We start from the raw sequence: 20,746 nt of genomic DNA on the forward strand, positions 1-20,746 counted from the left end.
AGGTATACTAAGCCTCTAGGCTTTGTTAACCGAGCTTTGGACTAATCTGGATTTTCAGAAATCAAATAAAAATCCTATATACTCTTGTCAGTAGCAAAAATTAGCGCAAGGTGAAAAACTCTTCCGCAGATGAAGGATGAATACCAATTGTTGCATCAAAATCTTTTTTAGTGATACCTGTCCGAATAGCAAGTCCAAGACATTGAATAATCTCAGCAGCATATTCACCGACCATATGAGCGCCGAGTACTCTGTCTGATTTGCTATCAACTACTAATTTAATCAGAGTTTTCTGTTCCGGTTCAGCAATGGCATCGAAAAGAGGTTGAAACCTTTGGGAATAGCAGCGTATTGATTCCCCAAATTTTTCGCGTGCTTTAGCTTCGGTCAAGCCAACCGTAGCCGCTTCCGGTCGAGAAGAAAGTGCTGAGGGAATGCACTCTAAATTCACAGTTCGGGGCTGATTACCAAACACAGTGTCAGCAAAGGCACGACCTGTGGCAATGGCGACAGGAGTCCAATGGGGTCGGTCAGTGCAATCTCCAACAGCAAAAATATTAGCCTGAGTAGTACGGCTGTATTCATCTACTGCGATCGCTCCTTGTTTGACTTGAACACCCGCTTTTTCTAAATTAAGACCACTTAAATTAGGAACTCGACCTATGGCGCTAAGAACGGTATTTACAGTTATACTATCTTGTTCATTTCCTAATAAACTCAAAAGTACACTATCTTGAACTTTTTCAATTTTTTCAACAACAGTATTGCAGAAAATTTGAATGCCATTCTTCATCATACTTTCTTGAACTGTAGTTCTAATATCTTCATCTCGACCTGGTAAAATACGCTCTTCCGGTACTATTAAAGTAACCTTTGAAATCAACCCATTTAGGCTTCCAGCAAACTTAACTGCTATCTGGTCACTACCAATAATCGCAATATGCTCCGGTTGCTGCTTGATTTCAAACATCTGACGTGTAGTAATAGCATATTCAATTCCTGGAATTTCGGGTTTTACTGCTTCTCCACCTACAGCAATCAAGATTTTATTGGCAGTAATCTGGTGTCCCCCAACATCCAAAGTATGAGAATCTAAAAATCTTGTCTCTCCGTAAATTAGGCTTACCCCTGCTTCTTGAAGATGCTGAATATGCAATTTATTCAGATGTTGGATCGCTCGGTCTTTAGCTGTCATAAATTTATGCCAGTCAATGCGGTCATTCACTTTATCCCAGCCATATTCGTCAGCATCTTCAAAAACATGGGAAAAACTAGCAGCATATGCCATAAGTTTTTCTGGAATACAGCCATGAATTACACATGTGCCACCTACCTGGTCGCGTTCAGAAATTAACACACGAGCACCATAACCAGCAGATTGTCTAGCGGCAGCAACGCCTCCAGGCCCTGCACCAATTACAAAGAGGTCATAATCAAAGCTCATAAATTATTAACTCAGTTTTTAAGAACACTATATTTCCCTATATTTTTAGCTTTCCACACAGTGATGAAATTAATATGAAATCCTTGGAATTTTAATTAAAAAATAGTTATGCATATTCAAATGAAATCAGCATGAAATTTCCTGATGTCATTAGTAATAAATATTTCTTGTGCCATTAGGTAGACGCAAGCAGATTAGTTATTTTTTAATCTGAGGGCGCAGAGGCATAAATACTGTCTCATGTGAAGTTGACGACTTCAAATCGGAGGTATAATTATGACGACAACCCAATCTCACCAATCCTTGCTTGAAAGTTGCATAGAGGCTTGCTTTGATTGTCTGCGTGACTATACATGGAATTTCTCAGAACCACTACCGAGTATTACACGGTATGAGCAGGAGATAGAGAAGCGATTAGCCCAGCTACGCCCATGAGTAGCATTGGAACAGGAATGGAATGTATGCCATTCAACCATCACCTCTCACTTTCTTGAAACGCCAACTCCAACGAAAACGGTAGACACCCAGAATTGACAGTTGCCCACTCGTTGGCTTCTGCAATTAGAGTTTTGTTACCCGAATTGAGATAAAATTGCATTTTGGCAGTCTGCTCCAGTCTTTCGCGTTCCTTGCCCCTAATTAAGCATCGTGCAATCAGGCAGTACTCTCTAGCTACACGTTTGGCGTAAGATGCTGCTTGGAGTCGCAACTTAGTCAGTTTCTTCAGTTCTGATAAAGCGAGAGTTGCTGCTGAATCGCCTGAATGTGTACTTTGCTCACTAACTTCGGCTTTTTGTGACGTTTCAGATGCCACAATTGCAGCTGTAGGTGCAGTAAGCGGAATACTGACCGAATTGATTAATAAGTTTTTATTATTGTAATTTTCAGACGCGCTGGAATTAGAAAAGCATTTAAAATCCTTATCTAAATTACTTTGATTAACGTTTTGATCCAGTTGTATAATATTTGAATAAACTAATGAATTATCAGAATTATTGACAGTTGAGATTAAAGAGAAATCTTGTGGTTGTAATAAATTCAATTCTTCAGAATTAAAATTAATTTCTTCAGATTCATCTTGTACCTGTGGTACAAACAATTCCCCTTCAGACACAGCAACTTCTTCAAAACTTGCTACTGCCAACTGCCCTGTAGGGGCATCGGCAGCAGAAGGTAAGCATTTACATAAAACCTTCATATAGTAAAAATGACCGTCATTTTGCTTTTGGTAAGGGTTTTCAGCACTCTGTTTTATAGATGAGTTTTGAAAACTATTAAATTGCCCGTCATTGCTTGATTGATAAGAGTTTGAGCTATTTTCTGCCCAAGGATCTAAGATGTAGCGTGTGGGATGCCACAAATGCAAATGTTTTTGTAGTGTCTCTTGTGAGATAGTTTTATGAAAGCGACGTTTGTACTCAGCACGTATCGCTTTCCCTCGTTCAGTAGCCCCTGCTGGTAAGCCTCTATCCCACTCTATTGCCCTTACTACTATCTGGATGCGTTTTTGGGCTTGTTGGCTGCGTTCCCAGTTCTGTTGCTTACGACGGTCAAATGGGATTACGTTGTCTTTGGGTTTATCAATGCTGCTAATGCCTGCTATGGCTTCTGCAAATGTGTTGGCGAATGTACCCAATAGCCGTTCGGGATAACTAATGTAGGCGCTGTACCATTTGTTGCGAATTGTGGATTCTACCCAATGCTGCACTCTCGCTTCGATTTCGTGTTGGTGTCGGCAATATTGGCTGTAGCCGGGGGCGTTAATTGCGGTAGTAAGGCAAAATTCGACTAATTTATCACTCTCTAAGTCTAAAAAAACGATTCCGTAGCCTACGAAGATTTGTAGGAGGGTGTTTGTTTGTCCTTTTCCTGTCCAGCCTGTGCTGATGATTTCTTCCCAGTTGGCACGCCACTGTACAACGTCAGCAGATTCTTGCTTGCGATATCTCTCCTGTGAAATTTGTTTTTTGGCTTTGTTCGCTACCCGTTTTAGTTTGGTTAAATCTTGCCGACTTGCCGCGCGATCGCAATAATCGAGGAAGATAGAAACTGAGTCGTTAATTGGTTGTAGGTCATCATCAAGTAAAAATGACCCGCTACCCGGTTGCATCGGGCAACGGATGGCTTTGTAGTTGGTTATTTGTTTGGCACTATATGGTTTGGTGTTGGGGAAAATTTCTAGGTGTCCTTGGCGCACTCTTAAGCCTGCATTTCTCAAGGTAATCTCTAGGGCGCAAGCTAGGGCAAAAGTAGGCAGGGGGGATGCAAAGGTTAGGATCAGGTGATAGCCACCACTGAAGCTGGACTGGAGGATGATGATATCAACTATGCCGATGTCCTCTAGCGCCGCTTTGATGCGATTTATAGATTCAATGTTGTGGTAGTCCCCAAAAAAGTCTAAATCGATTGTCGCGTAAGTGGTTGTGTCGTCAAAGCGCAGACCTACTAGTTTTGACTTGTCTTGGTGCAGGTTCCACAGTTGGGAGGGTTGGAGGTAATAATCGATGGTGCGCCATGCTGGTTTTGCACCTTCTGCTTGGTTGGGGGCAACTATCACTCCGAATGGATGCCAAAAGCGCTCTACGTAGCGTTTACCCACGGATTCTGCGGGCAGGTGGGGTTTGATTTTCTTTTTTGAAGGCTGTGAAAGGCTTAATTGGGGCTTGTTATCAAAATCTGCCCCGAAATTTTCTTGGTACATGAGTGACTGTCCTGATGATTTTTGTGCATCAGGTAGCCTCGCTGTTGGTCAAAATGTGTTAGCCTAAATTTGAATTTTTTATGTTTAAGCGGTTGGTTATCCGCTTGTTGGAGACGACTGGTAATCGTCTCGTGGTTGAAAGCAAACAAAGGTTTATACTTGTTTAGGCTTAGACATACGTAGGCTTAGGCTAAGATTTAGTCCAACACGCTTCACCAACAACAATGCGACTACCCAACTTTTTTTTGGTAATTATTTAAATGAGGCAGTTCTAGTACCGCAAGGCGGAATTAAAAATTCAAAAAGGTATACAGCGTAAGCGTTTCATTGATTTACAATGGGTGGTTTATTTACGCCGACCTGTACTAGTGAAGTTGTCACTAAATCGACAAAAGAGTTTCGGGATAACAATGCAAAGCTAGTAACACTCACAAGTGTCACCTCACATTGGCTCTTGTTAGTACAACTGGTGAAGACGAAATTACTCGTACTCCGCCACCGAGTTAAAAAACAAAAAACAGTCAAATATCTTTATACGAGTTCAGCACCCAAAAAAGTTAACTCGTACTGCAATCAGTATTGAGATGCTAACCTAGTAAGTAATGTTAAATTGTGGGACAAATTCTCTACTAAATTAGCAGCCCACAGCTACCTATGCAGCACGAATATTATCCTTTTTTCTATTTGTAGATACTTCCATTGCTTTCATTTGGGTCTTATAATCCTCCCAAGTTTTTTCAAATACGTCAGACTCATACATCCGCAATAAAACCTCCTCTTTATCAGTTAAATTCGGAAGTTTCAATAACTCCGCCAAAGACACTTGAACTGGGAAAACATCACTAAACTTTTGCATTAAGTGAAATATTCTCTTCCTCTGTGATGCAGATGGTTCATCCTGCAATTCTGCATCAATTTGTCGCGGACGTAGATTTACAATTTCTAGGCTCATATTCACTAAATTCCTCAATCCAAACACAACAAACTCATTAGTTATACCAATAACCCGTCCCACAATTTCCAACTCGGGCCGCAGTCTCTTCTTGAATTGATATACTTGGTCAAGCTGGAAACGTCGAAACGGATTGCGATCGCCACTCCGTATCCAAGCAATACCATCGCCTATACTACCTATCTCATCTGCTTCCAGAAGGTCTATCACTTGGTAACAGATATCCTGATTGCAAACAAACTTGTACGCTGCATCAATACTCCGGTTAAATTCCATCTCCAGTGCAACAACTGCCTTAAATTTTTCCAGTTCTCGTAATTGAGAAATCAACTCAAAAACTTTCTTACCCTTGTGATAACTACCAACACTTATATTTAGATTCTCCGAAACCTCTCGAATCACAGGCTTACCCTTCTTTAATTGAGACTTACTCTCATTTATCGAATGATTCAAATTTGAACACTTCGATTCATTCAAACGACGAGCGCTCTCCCTTTGTCTTTCTTTCGCTTGGGGACGAAGTACACTCTCCCAGTACTGCCCCTCGTGAAATTTCTGGTAATGAGTCTTCCCGCCTTCGCGATGAAGATTAAAGTCAAGCACTAGTTTCAAATCTTCTTCAGGCGAACCAGACTCGACAAATTCCACTTTCACAATGGAAATCCCTAACTGGCGAGCTATCTGCAAGCGACACTTACCTGCTAAGACGACATTTACACCAGTACGTGCAGATACCTTTAAAGATTCAAGAATCCCTTTTTCCGAGATACTTTTTTCCAAAGCTGGACGTTCCTCATTCTCACCATATATTTCTATCAGCTTCGGATGAACAACCAACTCCGCAGGCGAAATATATACAATTGCCGGATTCTGCACAAGAGACATATTTATACTCCGGTTCACAAATTGTCACTCAAAAGATAATTTCAATCTTGAAAATCCCAACACTCAAGCAGGAAAAGCTTATACAGCAACATTTGCAGCACTTCTATCCCTTGGGAAAAGTGATTATTTTAAAAAATAATTAATTCTTGTAAATACCAAAGATTACCTACCAGAAAATTCTCTTTGAGAGATTTTCTCGCGCAGTAACTATTATTCCCAACCCATTGACAACTAATACGACCGAAGAGATATTTAACGAACTGGTATTGAGAAAAAAAGCATCTATCTAAAGAAAGATTTGTAAAACTGTGTAAACTCATGATATGATGGCTCTAGATAACTAAATTGACAAAACAAAATTCCGTCCTGTTCTAGTAACAGGTGGGCTTGTTTTTTCCTCAAAGCCCTGTTTGCACCAGGGCCTTGAGTGAATCTTTAGGAAAAATGAACTCTACAAAAAAAGTATATCAGGCTTCATTGCATTTGGCAAAATTGTACAGTAAAGAGGGGTAAATTTTTAGATGCCTCGTCTTCAGATATTAAATTCTATTGAAAAACAAGCACTAGAACACATAGCAGCAACCAGCAGCGATGAAGTTAGCAAAAGAGCGAAAATTTTGCTAGGGCTAAACGAAGGTAAAAAATATGTAGCCTTAGCCCAAGAGATTGGCGTAACCGAAAACTCAATAGCAAAGTGGAAGAAAAGATGGACATCAAGTACCATCTTGTCAGAAACCCAGGAGTCGGCGATCGCAAAAGCTAACGAGGTTTTAGGTGTCAACGTAGGCAGACCTAAGAAGTGCAAAAGTACAGAGGCGAGCAAAATCGTCGAAATCAGCGAATGGAGCAAGAACCGAAAACCCAGTCGTTCAAAGCACCATTACCATACGCAGGTAGCTGAGGAAGCTACTCGGAGGGGATTACCGACATTATCGCCAAGAAGTATAGGACGCATCTTGGAAGCTCAACCTCAATAGAAAGAATTATCAAGCAAACACCATCCTATCTCAAGGAAGTAGTTTTGAAATCCCAGTTTTTACCGAGGCTTTTCATCAAACTCTAAGCAAGCATTTCCACAAACTCGACCACTTGAGCAGAAGTCACTTGTTGTGCGATCAGAAAATCAACGAGTCCATCGAGTTTTTTACGGTTGTAGACGGTAGAATAGCCTTGAATCTGGCGTTCTTTGCAGAACTGTCGCAGTTTCCGCGCACCTAAATCCAAAAGCTTCTTCCTCTCTTCCGTAACGTCTACTAGCACAAGTTGTCTAGCTTGATCCGCAATCTTAGTTTCAACAACTAGCGGTGCAGTTTCAATAATCGAAGATTCTGGTTCAGAAAATTCTTCCTCATCAGAAACACCGCCAACAACAGTCAAATCCCCCTGAGTTTGCAAAACTGACGACTCTTCAGAAATCACCGCAGCGCTATCACTAACTTGAAGTGATGCTGATTGAGCAGGGACAAAAATCACGTACAAGATTGGGAAGATAGTCAAAAACAACTCGATTGGAAACAAAACATCGTTAACAGATTGCACAAAAGGTGATATCGCAAAAGCAGACATAATGTGATTCCTCCATGAATTACTGATGGGCGGCGTTGTAGCGGCTTGCCACCCAGTAGCGGAGGGGAACCCCCCGTACTGAGTGAAAGCTTTTATACGTATCCCATCCACCAGCAGGAGGAAGGAGGGTAAATTGCCTTTAAGCAATTAGACGAACCAAGTTTTCCAAAATTTGCAGTTGTTGAATTTTAGAAATTACCAATCCAAGATACAGAAATTGCAAAAATGCGATTTTTCCGACTTGCACCCGCAGCTTTTAGAAACTTCCTTATTCATCCCAGCACTCCAGATTTTTTACTCTTAAGGTAGTTGACGTAACTAACCAAGTTGTAGTTATATTTGAGTTCTTGGGGAAGAAAAGTTGAGTAAGGATGCAGCGCTACACCATCACGGCGAAAGCGATGACAGGACGCATATATATCAAAAAAGATAGATATTTCATCACCATCAACCTCTATTTGGGCTATACCCTTAAGTTCCTTCGCAAACTCCAAAACTCGCCCTGATGCTACGTAGTCAAAGACCACTACATTTCGAGTGCGGAAATACTGGATGTAAGAAAGAAGTCTCGCTTCCGTACCAAGCTCAAGCAGTCTATCAGAATGTTTTAGCAAGATACCGGAATAAGAAAAAGAAAACCTACGATTAGCGTATTCATCCCACAAAATAAGGTCGCCGTAAAACTTGCAAATATTCGCCTGATTGGACGATATTTCTCTATTTAAGTTTTCGATAACAGCATCATCCTCAAATGGAAACAACGCCTTACGTTCATCCCATTGCTTATCTGGACAGCAACCATCTTCAAACCATCCGTATGAATGAATGCCACAAACAATATTATTGGCACCGTGCAGTAACTTACACCCAGCACACACTTGCAAATAGCAAGAAGTAAATTCTTCGCTATTAACTGCATTAACATAGCGTCGGTGTATATCTAAATGCTCCTCTAAAGCCTCACAAGGTAAAGGCTTATATGAGGAAAAGGTTTGTCCAATTAATTTGTCTGGATCAATTTCATCATAGATTACTATCAAGTCGTCAATGTGGTGAGAACGTAATTCCTCGTAAAGTACCAATTTACGATACGGTTCTTCCTCAAATCTGCAAACAACCAAGCCCTTAAAATCAGAATGTCCCTCAAAATTTATTACCGTATAGGTGTAAATAAAAGGCACGCCATCAGATTTTTCAAAGCTCTCAGTTTTTGTAAATACAAGCGGTTTTATGTCAGCTATTTTTGCAGGTTCTATCCTAGAATTAGTTTCCTCCCATTCTTCAACAACACTTAAAAAAGCACCGCCCAAGGAAGCAAAAATAATTCCGGTAAAGCCCAATACAATAGCACCAATGCCGGTAGAGGCAATTTGTTCAAAGCGTTCTTTCTCAACAATTGGGAATCCGCCCCTAGCTAAGTACAATAAACCCAAACCAGAAAAAGTTGCTATAGCGCCCAAACCAATAGCAGTCAAAGACACCATTCCAAAAGCAGCATTAATGTTTCTCAAGTAATTAAACGCAAACTTCTTCAACATAATTCATCCCTCCAAAATGCAGGTCACAAGGTTTTTAATTACTCTCGCCCCGGCACGGATTGGGATTTACTGAGAACTACACTACTAACCTACCCCTTACTCTATTAACAATTCCAAAACTATTTAATAGATTCGTACTGGTTAATTTTCAGTATCGGCAGTAGTTTCATCCTCAATAGTGATAGCAAGAGTCGAACTTGCTTTATTGCTTAAAACAACACTCTACCCGGAGTAAAATATCACCAAAAACGATATTTACAAACAATATATCTACTGTCCAAAAGTCCAAGTATTAGTTTCGTTCAATTCCAATTTTTCAAAATAGTTAGCAAAACCTGAAAAATGGAAATATTCTAGCGGCATCCGAGATATTAATATTAAAGAAAAATTTTCTAATTGAGCTAACTGTTGTAATCGAAATAAGTCGTTGCTAAAAGTATCGCTAACAAAGTGTAATCTATCAAAATTATCTATCACCAGCAGCCTATTATAACCATCAGATAATTTGCTTATGATATTTTGCCAATCTTGCTGGTAGTAAAAACTGAAACTAATAGGAATAACGTTGAATAGATAATCCACACTAAAAGGATATTCAAGATTGAGGTAAACAGACTCTAAGTTAATATCCTTGAGTAAACAGTTTTTAACAGTAAGAGTCTTACCAATATTTGGCTTGCCCCATAGGTTAATATTCTTGCCTGCATTTACCTTATCGATTAACTGACGGTAGTCTTTATAACGTAACATTATCGTCATCCTTTAAATCCAATATCTTCATAAGTTAAATTGACACTAAATATGTGATTTTTTGACTATGCTTTTCTAAGCTGTTTCGGGAAAATTGGTTAGATACAATAAAATTATCTAACAGAAAATCAGGTGATTGTGAAAGTCTCAAAAGCACACCATCATCACCACTACTGCGATGATAATAATGAACTACAGGTGATTGGATAACTGTCAGGTTATCGTTACGAATTGCTCGTCCTGTAACTAGCCCATCCATGATAAATTTAGCGGACGCAGCTACATTATCACTATCTCGTGCAAAATTTTTGAGATACCAATGGAACTCAATCCAAACTTTACTATCCAAACAAAAATCACATTCTCTAACAAATTCACCAATTAAGTTTGTCCAGTACTTCTTAAGTTCAGCACTAGCTTGCCAACTCGACCGTGCCTGGTTGATAATTTCGTTCATACAAGGGGGTAAAGGCATGGTCAGTTCAAATATCATCTTCACCGCCACCTTTCAAGCTATTTAAAAAATCCTCAACAACATTTCTAAATTTCTTGTACGATCTACCATCTTGACGGGATAAATTGAATACCGCTTTGACAATTTCATCAAGTTGATAACCCTTTTGATGCAAATTCAAAATTGAGTTTCTTGCTTCCTCGTCAAGCTGTACCTTAAAGTTAAAACTGCCCTCAAAATCAGTTTTGGACTGTTTAGTTTTAGTAACAGCAGTAGTTTTAGATTTACCTATGTCCTTACTATTGCGCTCGCCGTACAAACTAGCGACAAATTCATCAAAGTCTAACCCAGACTGCCAAGCTGTGTAGGGGTCGTTTTGATTTTTAGCTTCTAGGAGTAATTGCTGGAAGTATTCAGGGTCTTCATCGTCAGCTACATAAAGCGCCTGGAGTCGCAGCACCTCAGTTGTCTTGTACAAGAAGTCTCCGTATCCCAGTAAATAAACCGCACGTTTGTCTTTATCGTCCCCAAGGATAATACAACTGTCTTCAGGGCGAGTCGTAACAAAGGCTGTCTTGGCTGGAAAATTTGAGCGAATCAACGGGTCTATCACGTTCTTATCAGGTCGTTGGGTGTACAAAAGTACGTGAATCCCTGCACCACCAGCTTTTGCAAGCAACTTCATCAACGCAGTCTCAATGCGATCGCAGTAATTATCATCGGAAAGTAGATCAAAACACTCGTCAATCAGACAGATCACTCGCGGCATGACAAAATTAGGTGCAAACCGCAAGTTGTACTGTGCGATCGTTTCGATGCTGCTGTGGCGCTCAAATTCCTGATATCGCAATTCCATTTCTTCAACCAAGTAATCAAGCAAGTTAGCAGTCGCCTCTGCATCACGCGCAACTGGTGCAACGAGATGGGGTAGCCCATCAAATTTACCAAAGGTCACGCGCTTAACATCCGAAAGCGCTAATCGAACAACCGAAGGGGGATATCGTCGTACTAAATATAAGATTGCTGCTTTCTCAAACTGCGACTTCCCACCCCGCGTCCGTCCACCACCCAGGATATGGGTCACGTTGTCGCTATAAAGTTGAATTTCAACATAGGTGCCATCAACATCAATACCACCGGGGATGGATACCGAATGAATGTCAGGTTCACTGTCAAAAGTAAAATGATCGCGGAAATAAGCAAATTGTCTATCTAACCGAGGTATGTCAAATACAACTCCTCCAGGCACTACACTCACCATTGGTGCAAATTTCAAGCCTAACTCTTCACCAAGCTGCTGCACTAAGTCATTACCTATGTCTTCTACTTTCTTGTAACTAACACCCCGTCCCAGTTTTACCCTAATACGGTTAAAAGTAGGGCCATTTTTGGCATCAACATACTTAGCATTAATATTAAAATCTTCTAACGTATCAACTAATAACTTCCCTGCCTGTAACATAGTTAAATTTTGTGAAGTAGCAATCTCATTTGCACCAGTATTTCTATCTAAATATTTAGGCTCTTTTAAAATAATTGAGCCATCACCTGTCAGTTTTAAATCTAATGGCTTACCTGTGGCACGCGCAACAAGCACTGCCGTTCGGTAACAATAGTTTTTAATGCATTTATCTCTAGATTTATTAGCTAAATCAGTAAAATAACTAGTTTCTTTATTGCTTAAAAATAAATCATAAAGATTCTCTTGAACTACTTCATATCCAATTTGCTTAAGATAAATATTTTTGATTGATTCAATGTATTCAAATAAAGATTCAATTGGTGATATGTTAACTATCTCAATCATTTTATAATATACGTTATTTTGCTCCCACTGCGATGGCATCCGATTGAGATGAATATATTCAAGAGCATAACGTACAAATTCATATTGGTTTAAAGTACAGTTTTCTGCACATATTGATAATATTTCATCATCATTTGTACCTGCAATTACTGATTCGTATATTACCTGAAATAAAAATTCTAAATTAAATTCTATAACCTGACGTGATAATTTTGCTCTAAAGTCAATCTGCTTTAAAACAGTTTCAGCATAAGAAACCATTACATCAGGTAAAGTCTCCCGTACATTATCTATAATCTCTTCATTGCCCAAACCATCTTGTTTTGCCTGCACAATTGCAGTCAAAAGCTGTTGTTTTTGAACTTCAATATTACCATTAGTGTTATTGTATGGTAATAACATCACTGATTTTTACCTCCTAGAAATTTCAAATTTTTGTAATTGCTGCTGATAGTAAATTCTCAACTGCGCTAAAGATTTTGGGTTTTGATTGTACGAGTTGCAAATAAGACTGGCCCATACCCTACCTACTTTGCATATCGCAGTATCAAACCTTCCTGCTTCAACATCACTTAACGCATTATTACGACGAATATATTCAATTGCCATCTTGTCCTGAGAAGCTGGGCTAAAATCCTTTAAGTTTAATTTTGGCTGAAGATCATACCAACTTTTATCCAACATTTGATAAGCACCAGCCGCAGTTGAACAAATATTTTTACCATTAATAGGAGCGCACTGTTTCTTTAACGGGTGTGTAGAAAAATTATTAAAAGTTCCGTTAAATACTAACTTGCGATAACTTTCTGTCTCACTAGTTCCTGTTTCTGCCCAACGAATTGTCGCTAAAAAAGCACTCAACCGTGGAGAATCAGGATGTGGTGAGTAAGAACTTGTACTAACTCTTCCTGTTAAACTATTTGACGACCCTGAAGAAACACCAGTACTTTGAGAAATTGAGAAATAAATACCCAAAGTAATCAAGGAAGTCGTTGACAGATGAATGGGTTTAAAACGGGATATAAATTGATGGCGAGGACTCAAAATAAACCCAACCAAACCACCAACAATAAACCCAAATTTCCAACTATCAAGTGCCTTACCAAAGCTACGTACCTGACAAACAGTATCCGCACCCTTTGATACCAATCCACATGGCAGTGAAGCTACTCCGTAAGAAAATGCAACAGAGCAGGCTGCACCAACTACACCTGATATAAAAATCGGTACAATTTGCATTTCTTTTGCCAATAGCTAAATAACTTTCAACGGGTTGCTAAATATTCGTGTAAATAAGGACGGGGGTTCTGTGTTACACCATTAACGTGAACTTCAAAATGCAAATGCGGCCCCGTTGAAAAGCCCGTACTACCTACTGCTGCAATCATCTGCCCACGCACAACTTGTTGTCCCTGCTGTACATACAGATGACTGGCATGACCGTACAGAGTAGATAAACTTCCCTGATGGTGAATAACAGCCGCTTTGCCATAACCACCCTTGTCGCCTGCAAAAACTACTCGACCAGCATCAATCGCATAAATTGGCGTACCCTTTGCTGCACCAAAATCAATCCCCGCGTGAAACTTGCGTTTGCCCGTAATGGGGTGTGTTCGCCAACCAAACTCTGAGGTAATAAGAGTACCAACCGCAGTAGGAAAGGCAATTCGACGATTATTTAAAACCTTATTACTACCAATAGTTTTTGGTAGTATTAGACCTTGGAGAGATTTAACTAATAGCTGAGATTCAACCCACCCAGAAACCTGGGGAATGACCATAGCTGCAATTAAAACTGAGGTTGCGATCGCATATCTCCAATTTGCACTCGAACTAGTATCGGCTGTCTCATCCAAACTAGTTACAGTTGAATTCCTAACCTCCTTACCACCGTCAGTTTCAAAGATTATTCGCATTGCCTCAACGCCTTCTTGTATTAGCAGGAGCAACCTGCCAACAACCAATCTTTGCAGTACTCAATACCTCCTCAAAATCATTCCTAGCTACACGGCAATCAGGAGAATTTAGGCCATCCCCGGATGTTGCAGGTTCCCTTAGTTGAGGAGAATAGCGTTTAGGAACAGGAGTAGAAGATATATTCACACCGGGTGCAGCGGTAGGGACAACAGTCGGCGATGAAAACTGAAGCTTTTGTACCAATGCCACAGCACTAAGCCAGTTATAAAACTGCAAATATCCCGGTTGTAAAATATCTGCAATCCATACCAGCAATACGAACCAAAAAATTGCCTTTACCAACATTATTCCAATTGCTTAACCACAGGCAGGGCAAAAGAGGGAACTTCCTTGGGTACAACTTCAATCTTCTTCCCAGACGCATACCCCGGCCCGGTATAACTGCCATTTAGGAAAAAATTCAACAGCATTATTAATAACCACACTCCCACACCAGCCACACCCACAGGAGATTTAATTACATCCGATAAAAAATATACTGGATACCAGCCAAATCTCCAGGGGTTTTGCGGATGCAGCCGATGTGCTTTCCAAGTCTCGATGTAGGGAATCTCTATCTGAGGAACCCTCGGCTTATAGGAAGTAGGTGCATTGATATACCTAACTTCTACTGGCTGAGTCTCATAAGTAGTCATGGGAGAAATGTTAGGTTGCTGATTTACTATTCCTCCTTGTTGCTGTACCTGCTGCAACATATTTTGCAAACGGTTTGCAGGCACAATTGCTCCACCTTCAGAATAATCAACATCAAAGTTGCGGCGCTGATTTCTGCTCATAATATGACCTCAAATTAAGTAACTAGCTGGCGGGTTTATCATTTACCTGGGAGTTAGTATCTTCCCAAAAATCTTCATCCTGAAGTTGGGCGTAAAACTCTTCTGGAGATAACATTCCAGGTTGATTTTGCACTCCATCTTCAACAAACTGACTACTATGTACTCGCCCTAACCCAGAAACACTAGAACGAGGAGAAAATTGGACTACATTCTTAGCAGAGAACTCGCTATTTAATCTCATCCCAGGAGTAGGTGAAACCGGGGGGATTAAAGAAGGTTGAATATCAGTATCAGAAACACCAACATGAAGTTGTTGATTGCCGGGATTAAGGAAGTTATCAGACACTTCATCTGTTTCTTCAACTGCATTGTTATAGTCAGAAATTCCCCAGCCCAAAAAACAAGCAAATCCAGCCAGAAATATAACTGCACTCATCCAATGCACTCCTGAATTGGGAGATGGCATCATCTCGACTGTCGTGCGAGTTGAACCTTCAAGGGTAGTACGAATAGGGGTACGTTTGACTGCCGCTACAACATTGAGCGAACACAAAGCTATGCAAATTATCGCAGCAGCAAACTTGGCATACATGACATCACCCCCTCGATTTATTAACAGGCTGTTTATTAGGAACTGGCTGAGGTAATTGCTTCTTCATTTGTTGGATATACATCCGCCTTTCCTCCTCCCGTTGGCGTATTCTCTCGCGGATGTCTGCCACCTGTGCCATCTGCTCTACTGGGTCTAAATACCCCCGCGCTCGTAACAGCTGCGCCTGTGCAAGAGAATATGGTTCTTGAGCATTCCTAATCTGAATTAGCATTTGATTCAGATCAACTGATGGTTGAGATTCCAAGTTTTGAGCGTAATCAATCGCCTCTAATTTACCCAAGATCAAAACAGCAGCCGCCCCGGTTGGTATCTTCTCCTCAACTTTCGTACCATCGGTTTTGCGGTATCCCCAGTAAAAACTATTATTTCCAGAAGCCGCTTCTAGTAAAACATCCAGAGAGTTGAACTTAACTATCTCCAGTGCCGGCATATAGTGAAGGCGATAAAACCCAGATTTCTCATTAGCTTGCATCCTGGATATTTCACCCCGCAATTGCTGTCCCCACAATGCCGCCGCCAACTGTCGCCAGCCCGTAAGAGTAGGCGCACCCTCTACTGAGGAGTAACTGGAAAGATGGTCTATATTGTAGTCAGTACGGGAAAGCTTTTCTAAGTACACTTCCCGAATTTGGGAAACTTGCGCCTTTACCTGTTGTACCTCCGATATTTGATTACCTGGAACTTGTTGCTTCCATCCAACCATCAATGCAACCGCCCCTATAACAGACAGCGCACTAACAGTTGAACAAACCGTCCACAGGGTAACATTTACCTTTTTCTTTCTGCGACTTGGCTGTTTATTTCGCACAGGTGTAGGAGTAAACATAATTTACCCCTCATGTATTATCAACAACCAACTGCAACTGAGGGCGCTTGTTTAACTCTCGTGCGATCGCAATTCCTGCACCACCGACAACTATGCCGGTAAGTAGCAACAGAGGATGCAAGGCAAGGGTCGCCCCCACTCCCAACAGTTGTCCCACCATCCCAGAAACACCCAGGTTCATCAACAAACCACCTGCCGTGTTAACCAAAAAGTCAAATGCTGCACTCATACCTGCTCCCTGGCAATAATGCGACTAAAATGAGTAATTCCCTTGATGAGAGAAAAGTTGATTAGGTTTTTTGTTCGTCCCTGGTAAACCAAATTATTACTAGTGCCAGAATCAAGCCAACTAATTCACCTATACCCACACCAATCAAAATTGGTTGAATACTCGGAATTTCCTGTCTCTCTTGAGTTGGGGGGACTGCTACCCACGTCCCAATCACAGTCCCAGCTACTACCGAAAGCAAATTTATACCAACTGCTTGGGTAGATGTCTTTCTCAAGTTGAGTAAACTCTCATCCCGTATTTGATAGCAGATGGGTAGCATTTGAGCTACTATTTCTTCGGAGATTGCGCGGTTTTCGGCTGCGAGGACTTCAACTGTCTCGGCTGCGGTGTCGATGTACCGACTAACAGTGGATGAGTCTCTTCCCCCCAGTTCACTTTGCCGAAAAAATCGTTATCGATGCGCGAGTTAATTCGCTCTTGCGCTTCATCGTAACCAGGCGGAACGGAAGTATCACCTTCACCAAGTAAACTGCTGCCATGAAAAACAAATTCTTCTAGAGCAAGTGTCGAAGATTCAAGCACCACTTTATGGCGTAATTCCCCTAATTGAATACCCCTATCTGCATCTCGGTAAAGTATTCCTACAAAGCTGTCAGGCGAAGCTTGCTCTGGGTCTACGCCAAATCGCTGTTTGATGTACTCCCGCTTGTCGAACTTATGTTCGCCTACTTCTGATTTGCGATCGCGCATTGCAATCAAGTGCTGGGCAGCTTCTTCAAGGGACATACCTTCACGAGAGGCTGTCTCTTTAAGTTGAACTAATTGCTGTTCAATTGTTTCGTCAAGTGTATCATTTGACTGCAAAGCTAAATCTAACAACCGACAGCAGGTACGTACTACATCAGGCGACACCTGCAAAGTCTCTGCCACTTTGTTGATATGCTTCATTTCGCTCAATTCTCCTAATTACTGCTTGCACAATCGGGTTATGTTTTTCTTCATCAGATATATGCTTAGTCAAAAAATCATAAAGGCTTACGTCATTGACTTTTTGCAAATAAGCATCTAAGCCACCAGCAGGAATCACCTGCTGTAAATATTCCTCACAAGTCAGCCGCCGAATCTTGATAGCAACGTAGAAAACATCCGCAATCTCGACTGTTGTTGCATCAAAATATCCTCCCCGCTTTCGGGGTTTAACTATACCGGCATAGGGATACCACCGTTGTAAAGCGGCAATGGAAATCCCGTATCTTTCGGCAAGTGTTTTCTGGGTGTAGATAACGTTTTCACATATCATCAAACTCAATTCCAACTGAAAGACAACATCAATTGAAAGCAAATTAAACTAGCAACTTACCAAATCACTTGTGAATTAAAAAATAATTCACAACCTATTTAGATTTAGTACAAGTACAGTTCAACTTGAGTACAACTAAAGTACCGTTAATCTCCTGCTAAACTTCACATTTGCATTTATTACATATTACCTATGGTCAATGCAAGCACATTTGCATATATCAGTTAAAAAATATTGAAAAATAACTAATAGATAAAAAGCACTGTGACAGAAACATATACTCAACAGAGTTGAAATCGCTAGAGAAGAGAAATTACCTCTGCTTGCTTCGTTGGGGTTGGAGTAGCGCAAGCACCAATTCAAACTTGAAAATACTGCTGTAAAATCGGGTACAAAGAAGCAGCGATCGCCTCAAACTTATCACCATCTGGATAGGGACTAGAAATTTCCTCCCCTTCTTCGCTTAACCACTTCTGCATGAAGGGAGTATACTCAAGTGATAGAATTTCAGTCCGAGGCCAGCCCGATAATGCTAGTTCTCTCTTATACCAGAGTAGGCGGTAATCAACGCTCTTGTTGCGGCAAAAGTCATTTATTGGATTGGAATAGGAGCGATTCTTAGGAGTGAAATTTTTGGTAAAATAACCTTGAAAATCAATTCTTAGAAAATCTTTTTTAATTTCTGCTGTTAATTTAAAGCGACAATAATAGGTATTACGAGATAATTGTTGTAATGGAGTTGAGTATTGGTCTACGATACCTGATATAAGCAGCGCTTGTTAGGCTTTTCTTTCCCTCATAGTTGATGTAACTGTATTCCTCTTGTAAGGATATTTTTTCAAAAATACTTAGATTTTTTAACGCTTTCACTTTTTCACTAAAAACTTCTACTTCTTCAACATGTAGTCTTGCTTTAAAGGAACTCAATACTCGTTTTGGAAAAGCAGCCGACGCAGTTGCAGATTCTCTTTTACAACAAAACAAAATTTTTCTCAGTAATAATGGAAAACTTTGGGGGAGGGGTTATCCCCACAAAGACATTAATATTAGAAGCAGCACTCAAACTTCGATTTCCCTAATTGAGAAGCATACTGGCGAAATCTTAGAAATTATGTCCCTTCCGCTAGCCCATCGGGAGGTATTTCCCCAAGCAGTATATATGGTGCAAGATGAAAGCGGCCAGTTAATAGCCTACCGTAGCGAAAGTCTAAATGAAGAGAAAGGAGAAGCGTCAGCCAAGTAGCGCAGAACACCTAGTAGCAACGCCCTCTTTTTAGGCAGTAATTGATTCAGATAACAAACCTGACATACTCAACACTTGCTCTGACCAATTACTGGCTACAGCAGCGATATTTCCACGTTCTGTTGGGCTTGCCCAAATATTTGACCAGTCTTGCTGCCACTCCCTTAACTGGCTTTGTAGTTGGTTTAATTCCCCTACCTTCTCGGTATCTGTATCTGGGATAATCAACCCAACAAAAAATAGACTTTCCTCAATAAAAGCAGCAACTAAGCCTTGGTTAGCTGGATTTTGGCATCGGGATTTGATACGCGCCAAACTAGCTGCCAACTCTCCTAAGCGGTTTGCTTTAGGTTGGCGTAAAAAACTCGCTTCAATTGCTCTCCAATCAGGCATTATATTCCTCCTAGCAATCGCCGAGTAATTAGAGCTACTTGTTCTCGAATTTCAGGAGATTGAATTTCCATTGTACGATTGTTTTGACTGGGACGGATGTTGATAATCGACTCAAAACCTACTTCTTGAGTGTAGGGAAACCAATCAGCACCCCAAATATCTTTTTGTCTGCTACCATCTTTCAGCAGAACTTCTTCACATTCATAATGAAGTTGACTGCCTCCAACAAGAATTTATCTGTCTATATCGACTGCCAATTTTATAAACACTCCCCAGGTTTTGAGCATTTCGTCAAGTTGCTCTTTTGTCGCGCGATCGCGGATCACCAGAATCAATTACTTAACCTCAGTCGCCAATATTAATTACCAACATTATTTCATAAATTGTCCTTGTGGACGGATTCATTTTCGTTGATTAGCTCGATTCAAATGAGTATTTTATCGTTTTAAAAATAACAACATTCCATGTGGATTATCTAAAGATACATCTTTATTACTGTTGTGATTCTGCGACTCATACCCTTGTAAATCTTGACTTGAAAGTGAGTACACATCAGTTGCAACAAGCTGATATCCTTGACTATTTAAATAACCAACTAATTTATCAGGCATTACATGAGATGCCCCGTAACTTGGTAACAAATTATGTTCAATTTTATCCTGATCTAAAATATTTAATTGCACAACACCTGTACGACAAAATATATCAAAATCAATCGACTCGACTAAGCCACTTGTAGTAATTTCTATTGAATCTAATTCCATCGCCAGTTGCTCTATACTCGCAAAATTCCGCGACCACGGGTTGCCCATTAAAAATAACCGTATCGATATTACCTCTGGCTGCACCTTCACGATATCAAGTAATGTTTTTGTAACCGTATGTGGTTGTAAGTAATCTAATACTCCATGAACTGAAACTAGCCGCAGGCTATTAGGAGCGTAAAGTTTTGTCAGTTCTAGTTCTGCTAGATTGCGATCGCAAAAATAATTTAACTGTAGGTTTGGGTATTGGCTGCGTAAAGCTAAAAACTTTTCTGGCGGCTCAGTAGCAATGTCGTAACAGTCGATTGTCGGAAGTTGGTAGCGCGTCAAGTCAACTCCCTCAAAACCAAAAAAAACTTCACGTTCGGCAAAACCTGCACCCAAGATAGCTGCACTATCACCATTACCTGAAAGAATCGCTTCCCAAGTCAGGGGATAAACATTGGGGGTAAGCTCCAAAAGTCTAGCTCGACTAATCTCTAGAATATTGCCACTGCCCTTGTTTTCTAGGAATCTTACTGCCAT

General features: G+C 40.5%; 24 protein-coding genes. 3 read left to right on the forward strand and 21 right to left on the reverse strand.

The features are described from left to right. Positions 1–100: 100 nt before the first annotated feature. Positions 101–1,444: a glutathione-disulfide reductase gene (gene gorA, locus FD723_RS38810; RefSeq protein WP_179070472.1), complete on the reverse strand. Its 1,344-nt coding sequence runs from the start codon at positions 1,442–1,444 to the stop codon at positions 101–103. 276 nt (positions 1,445–1,720) lie between these two features. On the opposite strand from gorA, the gene FD723_RS38815 reads away from it, so the two are divergent. Continuing rightward, on the forward strand, positions 1,721–1,879 hold the full coding sequence (locus FD723_RS38815; protein ID WP_179070473.1) for a hypothetical protein: 159 nt from the start codon (positions 1,721–1,723) through the stop codon (positions 1,877–1,879). Between the two features lie 40 nt (positions 1,880–1,919). Here FD723_RS38815 and FD723_RS38820 read toward each other — a convergent pair whose 3' ends face one another. Both FD723_RS38820 and FD723_RS38825 read right to left on the reverse strand, forming a co-directional pair. Further along, positions 1,920–4,145, reverse strand: a complete 2,226-nt coding sequence (locus tag FD723_RS38820) for a hypothetical protein (RefSeq protein ID WP_179070474.1) — start codon at positions 4,143–4,145, stop codon at positions 1,920–1,922. 652 nt (positions 4,146–4,797) lie between these two features. Then, on the reverse strand, positions 4,798–5,982 hold the full coding sequence (locus FD723_RS38825; protein WP_179070475.1) for a hypothetical protein: 1,185 nt from the start codon (positions 5,980–5,982) through the stop codon (positions 4,798–4,800). A 521-nt stretch (positions 5,983–6,503) separates the two neighbouring features. On the opposite strand from FD723_RS38825, the gene FD723_RS38830 reads away from it, so the two are divergent. Then, positions 6,504–6,959 carry a helix-turn-helix domain-containing protein gene (locus FD723_RS38830; RefSeq protein WP_179070476.1) on the forward strand — a complete coding sequence of 152 codons (456 nt, stop codon included), beginning with the start codon at positions 6,504–6,506 and terminating at the stop codon, positions 6,957–6,959. Between the two features lie 82 nt (positions 6,960–7,041). Here the strand turns inward: FD723_RS38830 and FD723_RS38835 are convergent, their stop codons facing one another. From FD723_RS38835 to FD723_RS38905, 15 genes are all read right to left on the reverse strand, one after another. Further along, a complete protein-coding gene (locus tag FD723_RS38835) occupies positions 7,042–7,548 on the reverse strand; it encodes a hypothetical protein (RefSeq protein WP_179070477.1) in 507 nt (168 codons plus the stop codon). 272 nt (positions 7,549–7,820) lie between these two features. After that, entirely contained in the window at positions 7,821–9,086 is a 1,266-nt protein-coding gene (locus tag FD723_RS38840) for a hypothetical protein (protein ID WP_179070478.1), read from the reverse strand. 270 nt (positions 9,087–9,356) lie between these two features. Beyond that, the gene (locus FD723_RS38845; RefSeq protein WP_179070479.1) at positions 9,357–9,836 is read right to left on the reverse strand and encodes an ATP-binding protein; all 480 of its coding nucleotides are present in this window, start codon (positions 9,834–9,836) and stop codon (positions 9,357–9,359) included. Between the two features lie 34 nt (positions 9,837–9,870). Next, the gene (locus tag FD723_RS38850; protein WP_179070480.1) at positions 9,871–10,329 is read right to left on the reverse strand and encodes a hypothetical protein; all 459 of its coding nucleotides are present in this window, start codon (positions 10,327–10,329) and stop codon (positions 9,871–9,873) included. After that, complete coding sequence (locus tag FD723_RS38855; protein ID WP_179070642.1) at positions 10,319–12,499, reverse strand: DNA translocase FtsK; 2,181 nt, start codon at positions 12,497–12,499, stop codon at positions 10,319–10,321. The genes FD723_RS38850 and FD723_RS38855 overlap by 11 nt, the downstream gene beginning before the upstream one ends. A gap of 9 nt (positions 12,500–12,508) precedes the next feature. Next, positions 12,509–13,336, reverse strand: a complete 828-nt coding sequence (locus FD723_RS38860; RefSeq protein ID WP_179070643.1) for a lysozyme — start codon at positions 13,334–13,336, stop codon at positions 12,509–12,511. Between the two features lie 26 nt (positions 13,337–13,362). Next, positions 13,363–14,013: a M23 family metallopeptidase gene (locus FD723_RS38865; RefSeq protein WP_179070481.1), complete on the reverse strand. Its 651-nt coding sequence runs from the start codon at positions 14,011–14,013 to the stop codon at positions 13,363–13,365. A 4-nt stretch (positions 14,014–14,017) separates the two neighbouring features. Beyond that, on the reverse strand, positions 14,018–14,359 hold the full coding sequence (locus tag FD723_RS38870; RefSeq protein WP_179070482.1) for a hypothetical protein: 342 nt from the start codon (positions 14,357–14,359) through the stop codon (positions 14,018–14,020). Then, entirely contained in the window at positions 14,359–14,850 is a 492-nt protein-coding gene (locus FD723_RS38875; protein ID WP_179070483.1) for a hypothetical protein, read from the reverse strand. The genes FD723_RS38870 and FD723_RS38875 overlap by 1 nt, the downstream gene beginning before the upstream one ends. 22 nt (positions 14,851–14,872) lie before the next feature. Beyond that, positions 14,873–15,442 (reverse strand): hypothetical protein, encoded by a 570-nt coding sequence (locus FD723_RS38880; protein ID WP_179070484.1) that lies wholly within the window; start codon positions 15,440–15,442, stop codon positions 14,873–14,875. Positions 15,443–15,446: 4 nt separating this feature from the next. Further along, positions 15,447–16,289 carry a phage terminase large subunit family protein gene (locus FD723_RS38885; RefSeq protein WP_179070485.1) on the reverse strand — a complete coding sequence of 281 codons (843 nt, stop codon included), beginning with the start codon at positions 16,287–16,289 and terminating at the stop codon, positions 15,447–15,449. Between the two features lie 10 nt (positions 16,290–16,299). Then, positions 16,300–16,518 (reverse strand): hypothetical protein, encoded by a 219-nt coding sequence (locus FD723_RS38890; protein WP_011316696.1) that lies wholly within the window; start codon positions 16,516–16,518, stop codon positions 16,300–16,302. Between the two features lie 61 nt (positions 16,519–16,579). Beyond that, on the reverse strand, positions 16,580–16,840 hold the full coding sequence (locus tag FD723_RS38895; RefSeq protein ID WP_039744742.1) for a hypothetical protein: 261 nt from the start codon (positions 16,838–16,840) through the stop codon (positions 16,580–16,582). An 8-nt stretch (positions 16,841–16,848) separates the two neighbouring features. Further along, entirely contained in the window at positions 16,849–17,400 is a 552-nt protein-coding gene (locus FD723_RS38900) for a hypothetical protein (protein ID WP_179070644.1), read from the reverse strand. Between the two features lie 22 nt (positions 17,401–17,422). Then, entirely contained in the window at positions 17,423–17,821 is a 399-nt protein-coding gene (locus FD723_RS38905) for a hypothetical protein (protein ID WP_179070486.1), read from the reverse strand. A gap of 1,111 nt (positions 17,822–18,932) precedes the next feature. On the opposite strand from FD723_RS38905, the gene FD723_RS43710 reads away from it, so the two are divergent. After that, positions 18,933–19,064, forward strand: coding sequence for a hypothetical protein (locus FD723_RS43710; protein ID WP_256875430.1), 132 nt, complete (start codon positions 18,933–18,935; stop codon positions 19,062–19,064). 30 nt (positions 19,065–19,094) lie between these two features. Here FD723_RS43710 and FD723_RS38915 read toward each other — a convergent pair whose 3' ends face one another. The 3 genes from FD723_RS38915 to FD723_RS38920 all read right to left on the reverse strand — a co-directional run bounded on the left by FD723_RS38915 (position 19,095) and on the right by FD723_RS38920 (position 20,746). Next, on the reverse strand, positions 19,095–19,457 hold the full coding sequence (locus FD723_RS38915) for a hypothetical protein (RefSeq protein WP_179070487.1): 363 nt from the start codon (positions 19,455–19,457) through the stop codon (positions 19,095–19,097). After that, positions 19,457–19,690: a DUF5674 family protein gene (locus tag FD723_RS43715; RefSeq protein WP_256875438.1), complete on the reverse strand. Its 234-nt coding sequence runs from the start codon at positions 19,688–19,690 to the stop codon at positions 19,457–19,459. The genes FD723_RS38915 and FD723_RS43715 overlap by 1 nt, the downstream gene beginning before the upstream one ends. 204 nt (positions 19,691–19,894) lie before the next feature. Next, entirely contained in the window at positions 19,895–20,746 is an 852-nt protein-coding gene (locus FD723_RS38920) for a hypothetical protein (RefSeq protein ID WP_179070488.1), read from the reverse strand.

Origin of the sequence: Nostoc sp. C052 (genome assembly GCF_013393905.1) — a bacterium.
Taxonomy (GTDB): Bacteria; Cyanobacteriota; Cyanobacteriia; order Cyanobacteriales; family Nostocaceae; genus Nostoc.

Bases quoted from the DNA above. Each gene is read 5' to 3' on its own strand.
- gorA (WP_179070472.1), bottom strand. From the start codon at position 1,444: ATGAGCTTTGATTATGACCTCTTTGTAATTGGTGCAGGGCCTGGAGGC.
- FD723_RS38815 (WP_179070473.1), top strand. From the start codon at position 1,721: ATGACGACAACCCAATCTCACCAATCCTTGCTTGAAAGTTGCATAGAG.
- FD723_RS38820 (WP_179070474.1), bottom strand. From the start codon at position 4,145: ATGTACCAAGAAAATTTCGGGGCAGATTTTGATAACAAGCCCCAATTA.
- FD723_RS38825 (WP_179070475.1), bottom strand. From the start codon at position 5,982: ATGTCTCTTGTGCAGAATCCGGCAATTGTATATATTTCGCCTGCGGAG.
- FD723_RS38830 (WP_179070476.1), top strand. From the start codon at position 6,504: ATGCCTCGTCTTCAGATATTAAATTCTATTGAAAAACAAGCACTAGAA.
- FD723_RS38835 (WP_179070477.1), bottom strand. From the start codon at position 7,548: ATGTCTGCTTTTGCGATATCACCTTTTGTGCAATCTGTTAACGATGTT.
- FD723_RS38840 (WP_179070478.1), bottom strand. From the start codon at position 9,086: ATGTTGAAGAAGTTTGCGTTTAATTACTTGAGAAACATTAATGCTGCT.
- FD723_RS38845 (WP_179070479.1), bottom strand. From the start codon at position 9,836: ATGTTACGTTATAAAGACTACCGTCAGTTAATCGATAAGGTAAATGCA.
- FD723_RS38850 (WP_179070480.1), bottom strand. From the start codon at position 10,329: ATGATATTTGAACTGACCATGCCTTTACCCCCTTGTATGAACGAAATT.
- FD723_RS38855 (WP_179070642.1), bottom strand. From the start codon at position 12,499: ATGTTATTACCATACAATAACACTAATGGTAATATTGAAGTTCAAAAA.
- FD723_RS38860 (WP_179070643.1), bottom strand. From the start codon at position 13,336: ATGCAAATTGTACCGATTTTTATATCAGGTGTAGTTGGTGCAGCCTGC.
- FD723_RS38865 (WP_179070481.1), bottom strand. From the start codon at position 14,013: ATGCGAATAATCTTTGAAACTGACGGTGGTAAGGAGGTTAGGAATTCA.
- FD723_RS38870 (WP_179070482.1), bottom strand. From the start codon at position 14,359: ATGTTGGTAAAGGCAATTTTTTGGTTCGTATTGCTGGTATGGATTGCA.
- FD723_RS38875 (WP_179070483.1), bottom strand. From the start codon at position 14,850: ATGAGCAGAAATCAGCGCCGCAACTTTGATGTTGATTATTCTGAAGGT.
- FD723_RS38880 (WP_179070484.1), bottom strand. From the start codon at position 15,442: ATGTATGCCAAGTTTGCTGCTGCGATAATTTGCATAGCTTTGTGTTCG.
- FD723_RS38885 (WP_179070485.1), bottom strand. From the start codon at position 16,289: ATGTTTACTCCTACACCTGTGCGAAATAAACAGCCAAGTCGCAGAAAG.
- FD723_RS38890 (WP_011316696.1), bottom strand. From the start codon at position 16,518: ATGAGTGCAGCATTTGACTTTTTGGTTAACACGGCAGGTGGTTTGTTG.
- FD723_RS38895 (WP_039744742.1), bottom strand. From the start codon at position 16,840: ATGCTACCCATCTGCTATCAAATACGGGATGAGAGTTTACTCAACTTG.
- FD723_RS38905 (WP_179070486.1), bottom strand. From the start codon at position 17,821: ATGATATGTGAAAACGTTATCTACACCCAGAAAACACTTGCCGAAAGA.
- FD723_RS43710 (WP_256875430.1), top strand. From the start codon at position 18,933: ATGTCCCTTCCGCTAGCCCATCGGGAGGTATTTCCCCAAGCAGTATAT.
- FD723_RS38915 (WP_179070487.1), bottom strand. From the start codon at position 19,457: ATGCCTGATTGGAGAGCAATTGAAGCGAGTTTTTTACGCCAACCTAAA.
- FD723_RS38920 (WP_179070488.1), bottom strand. From the start codon at position 20,746: ATGGCAGTAAGATTCCTAGAAAACAAGGGCAGTGGCAATATTCTAGAG.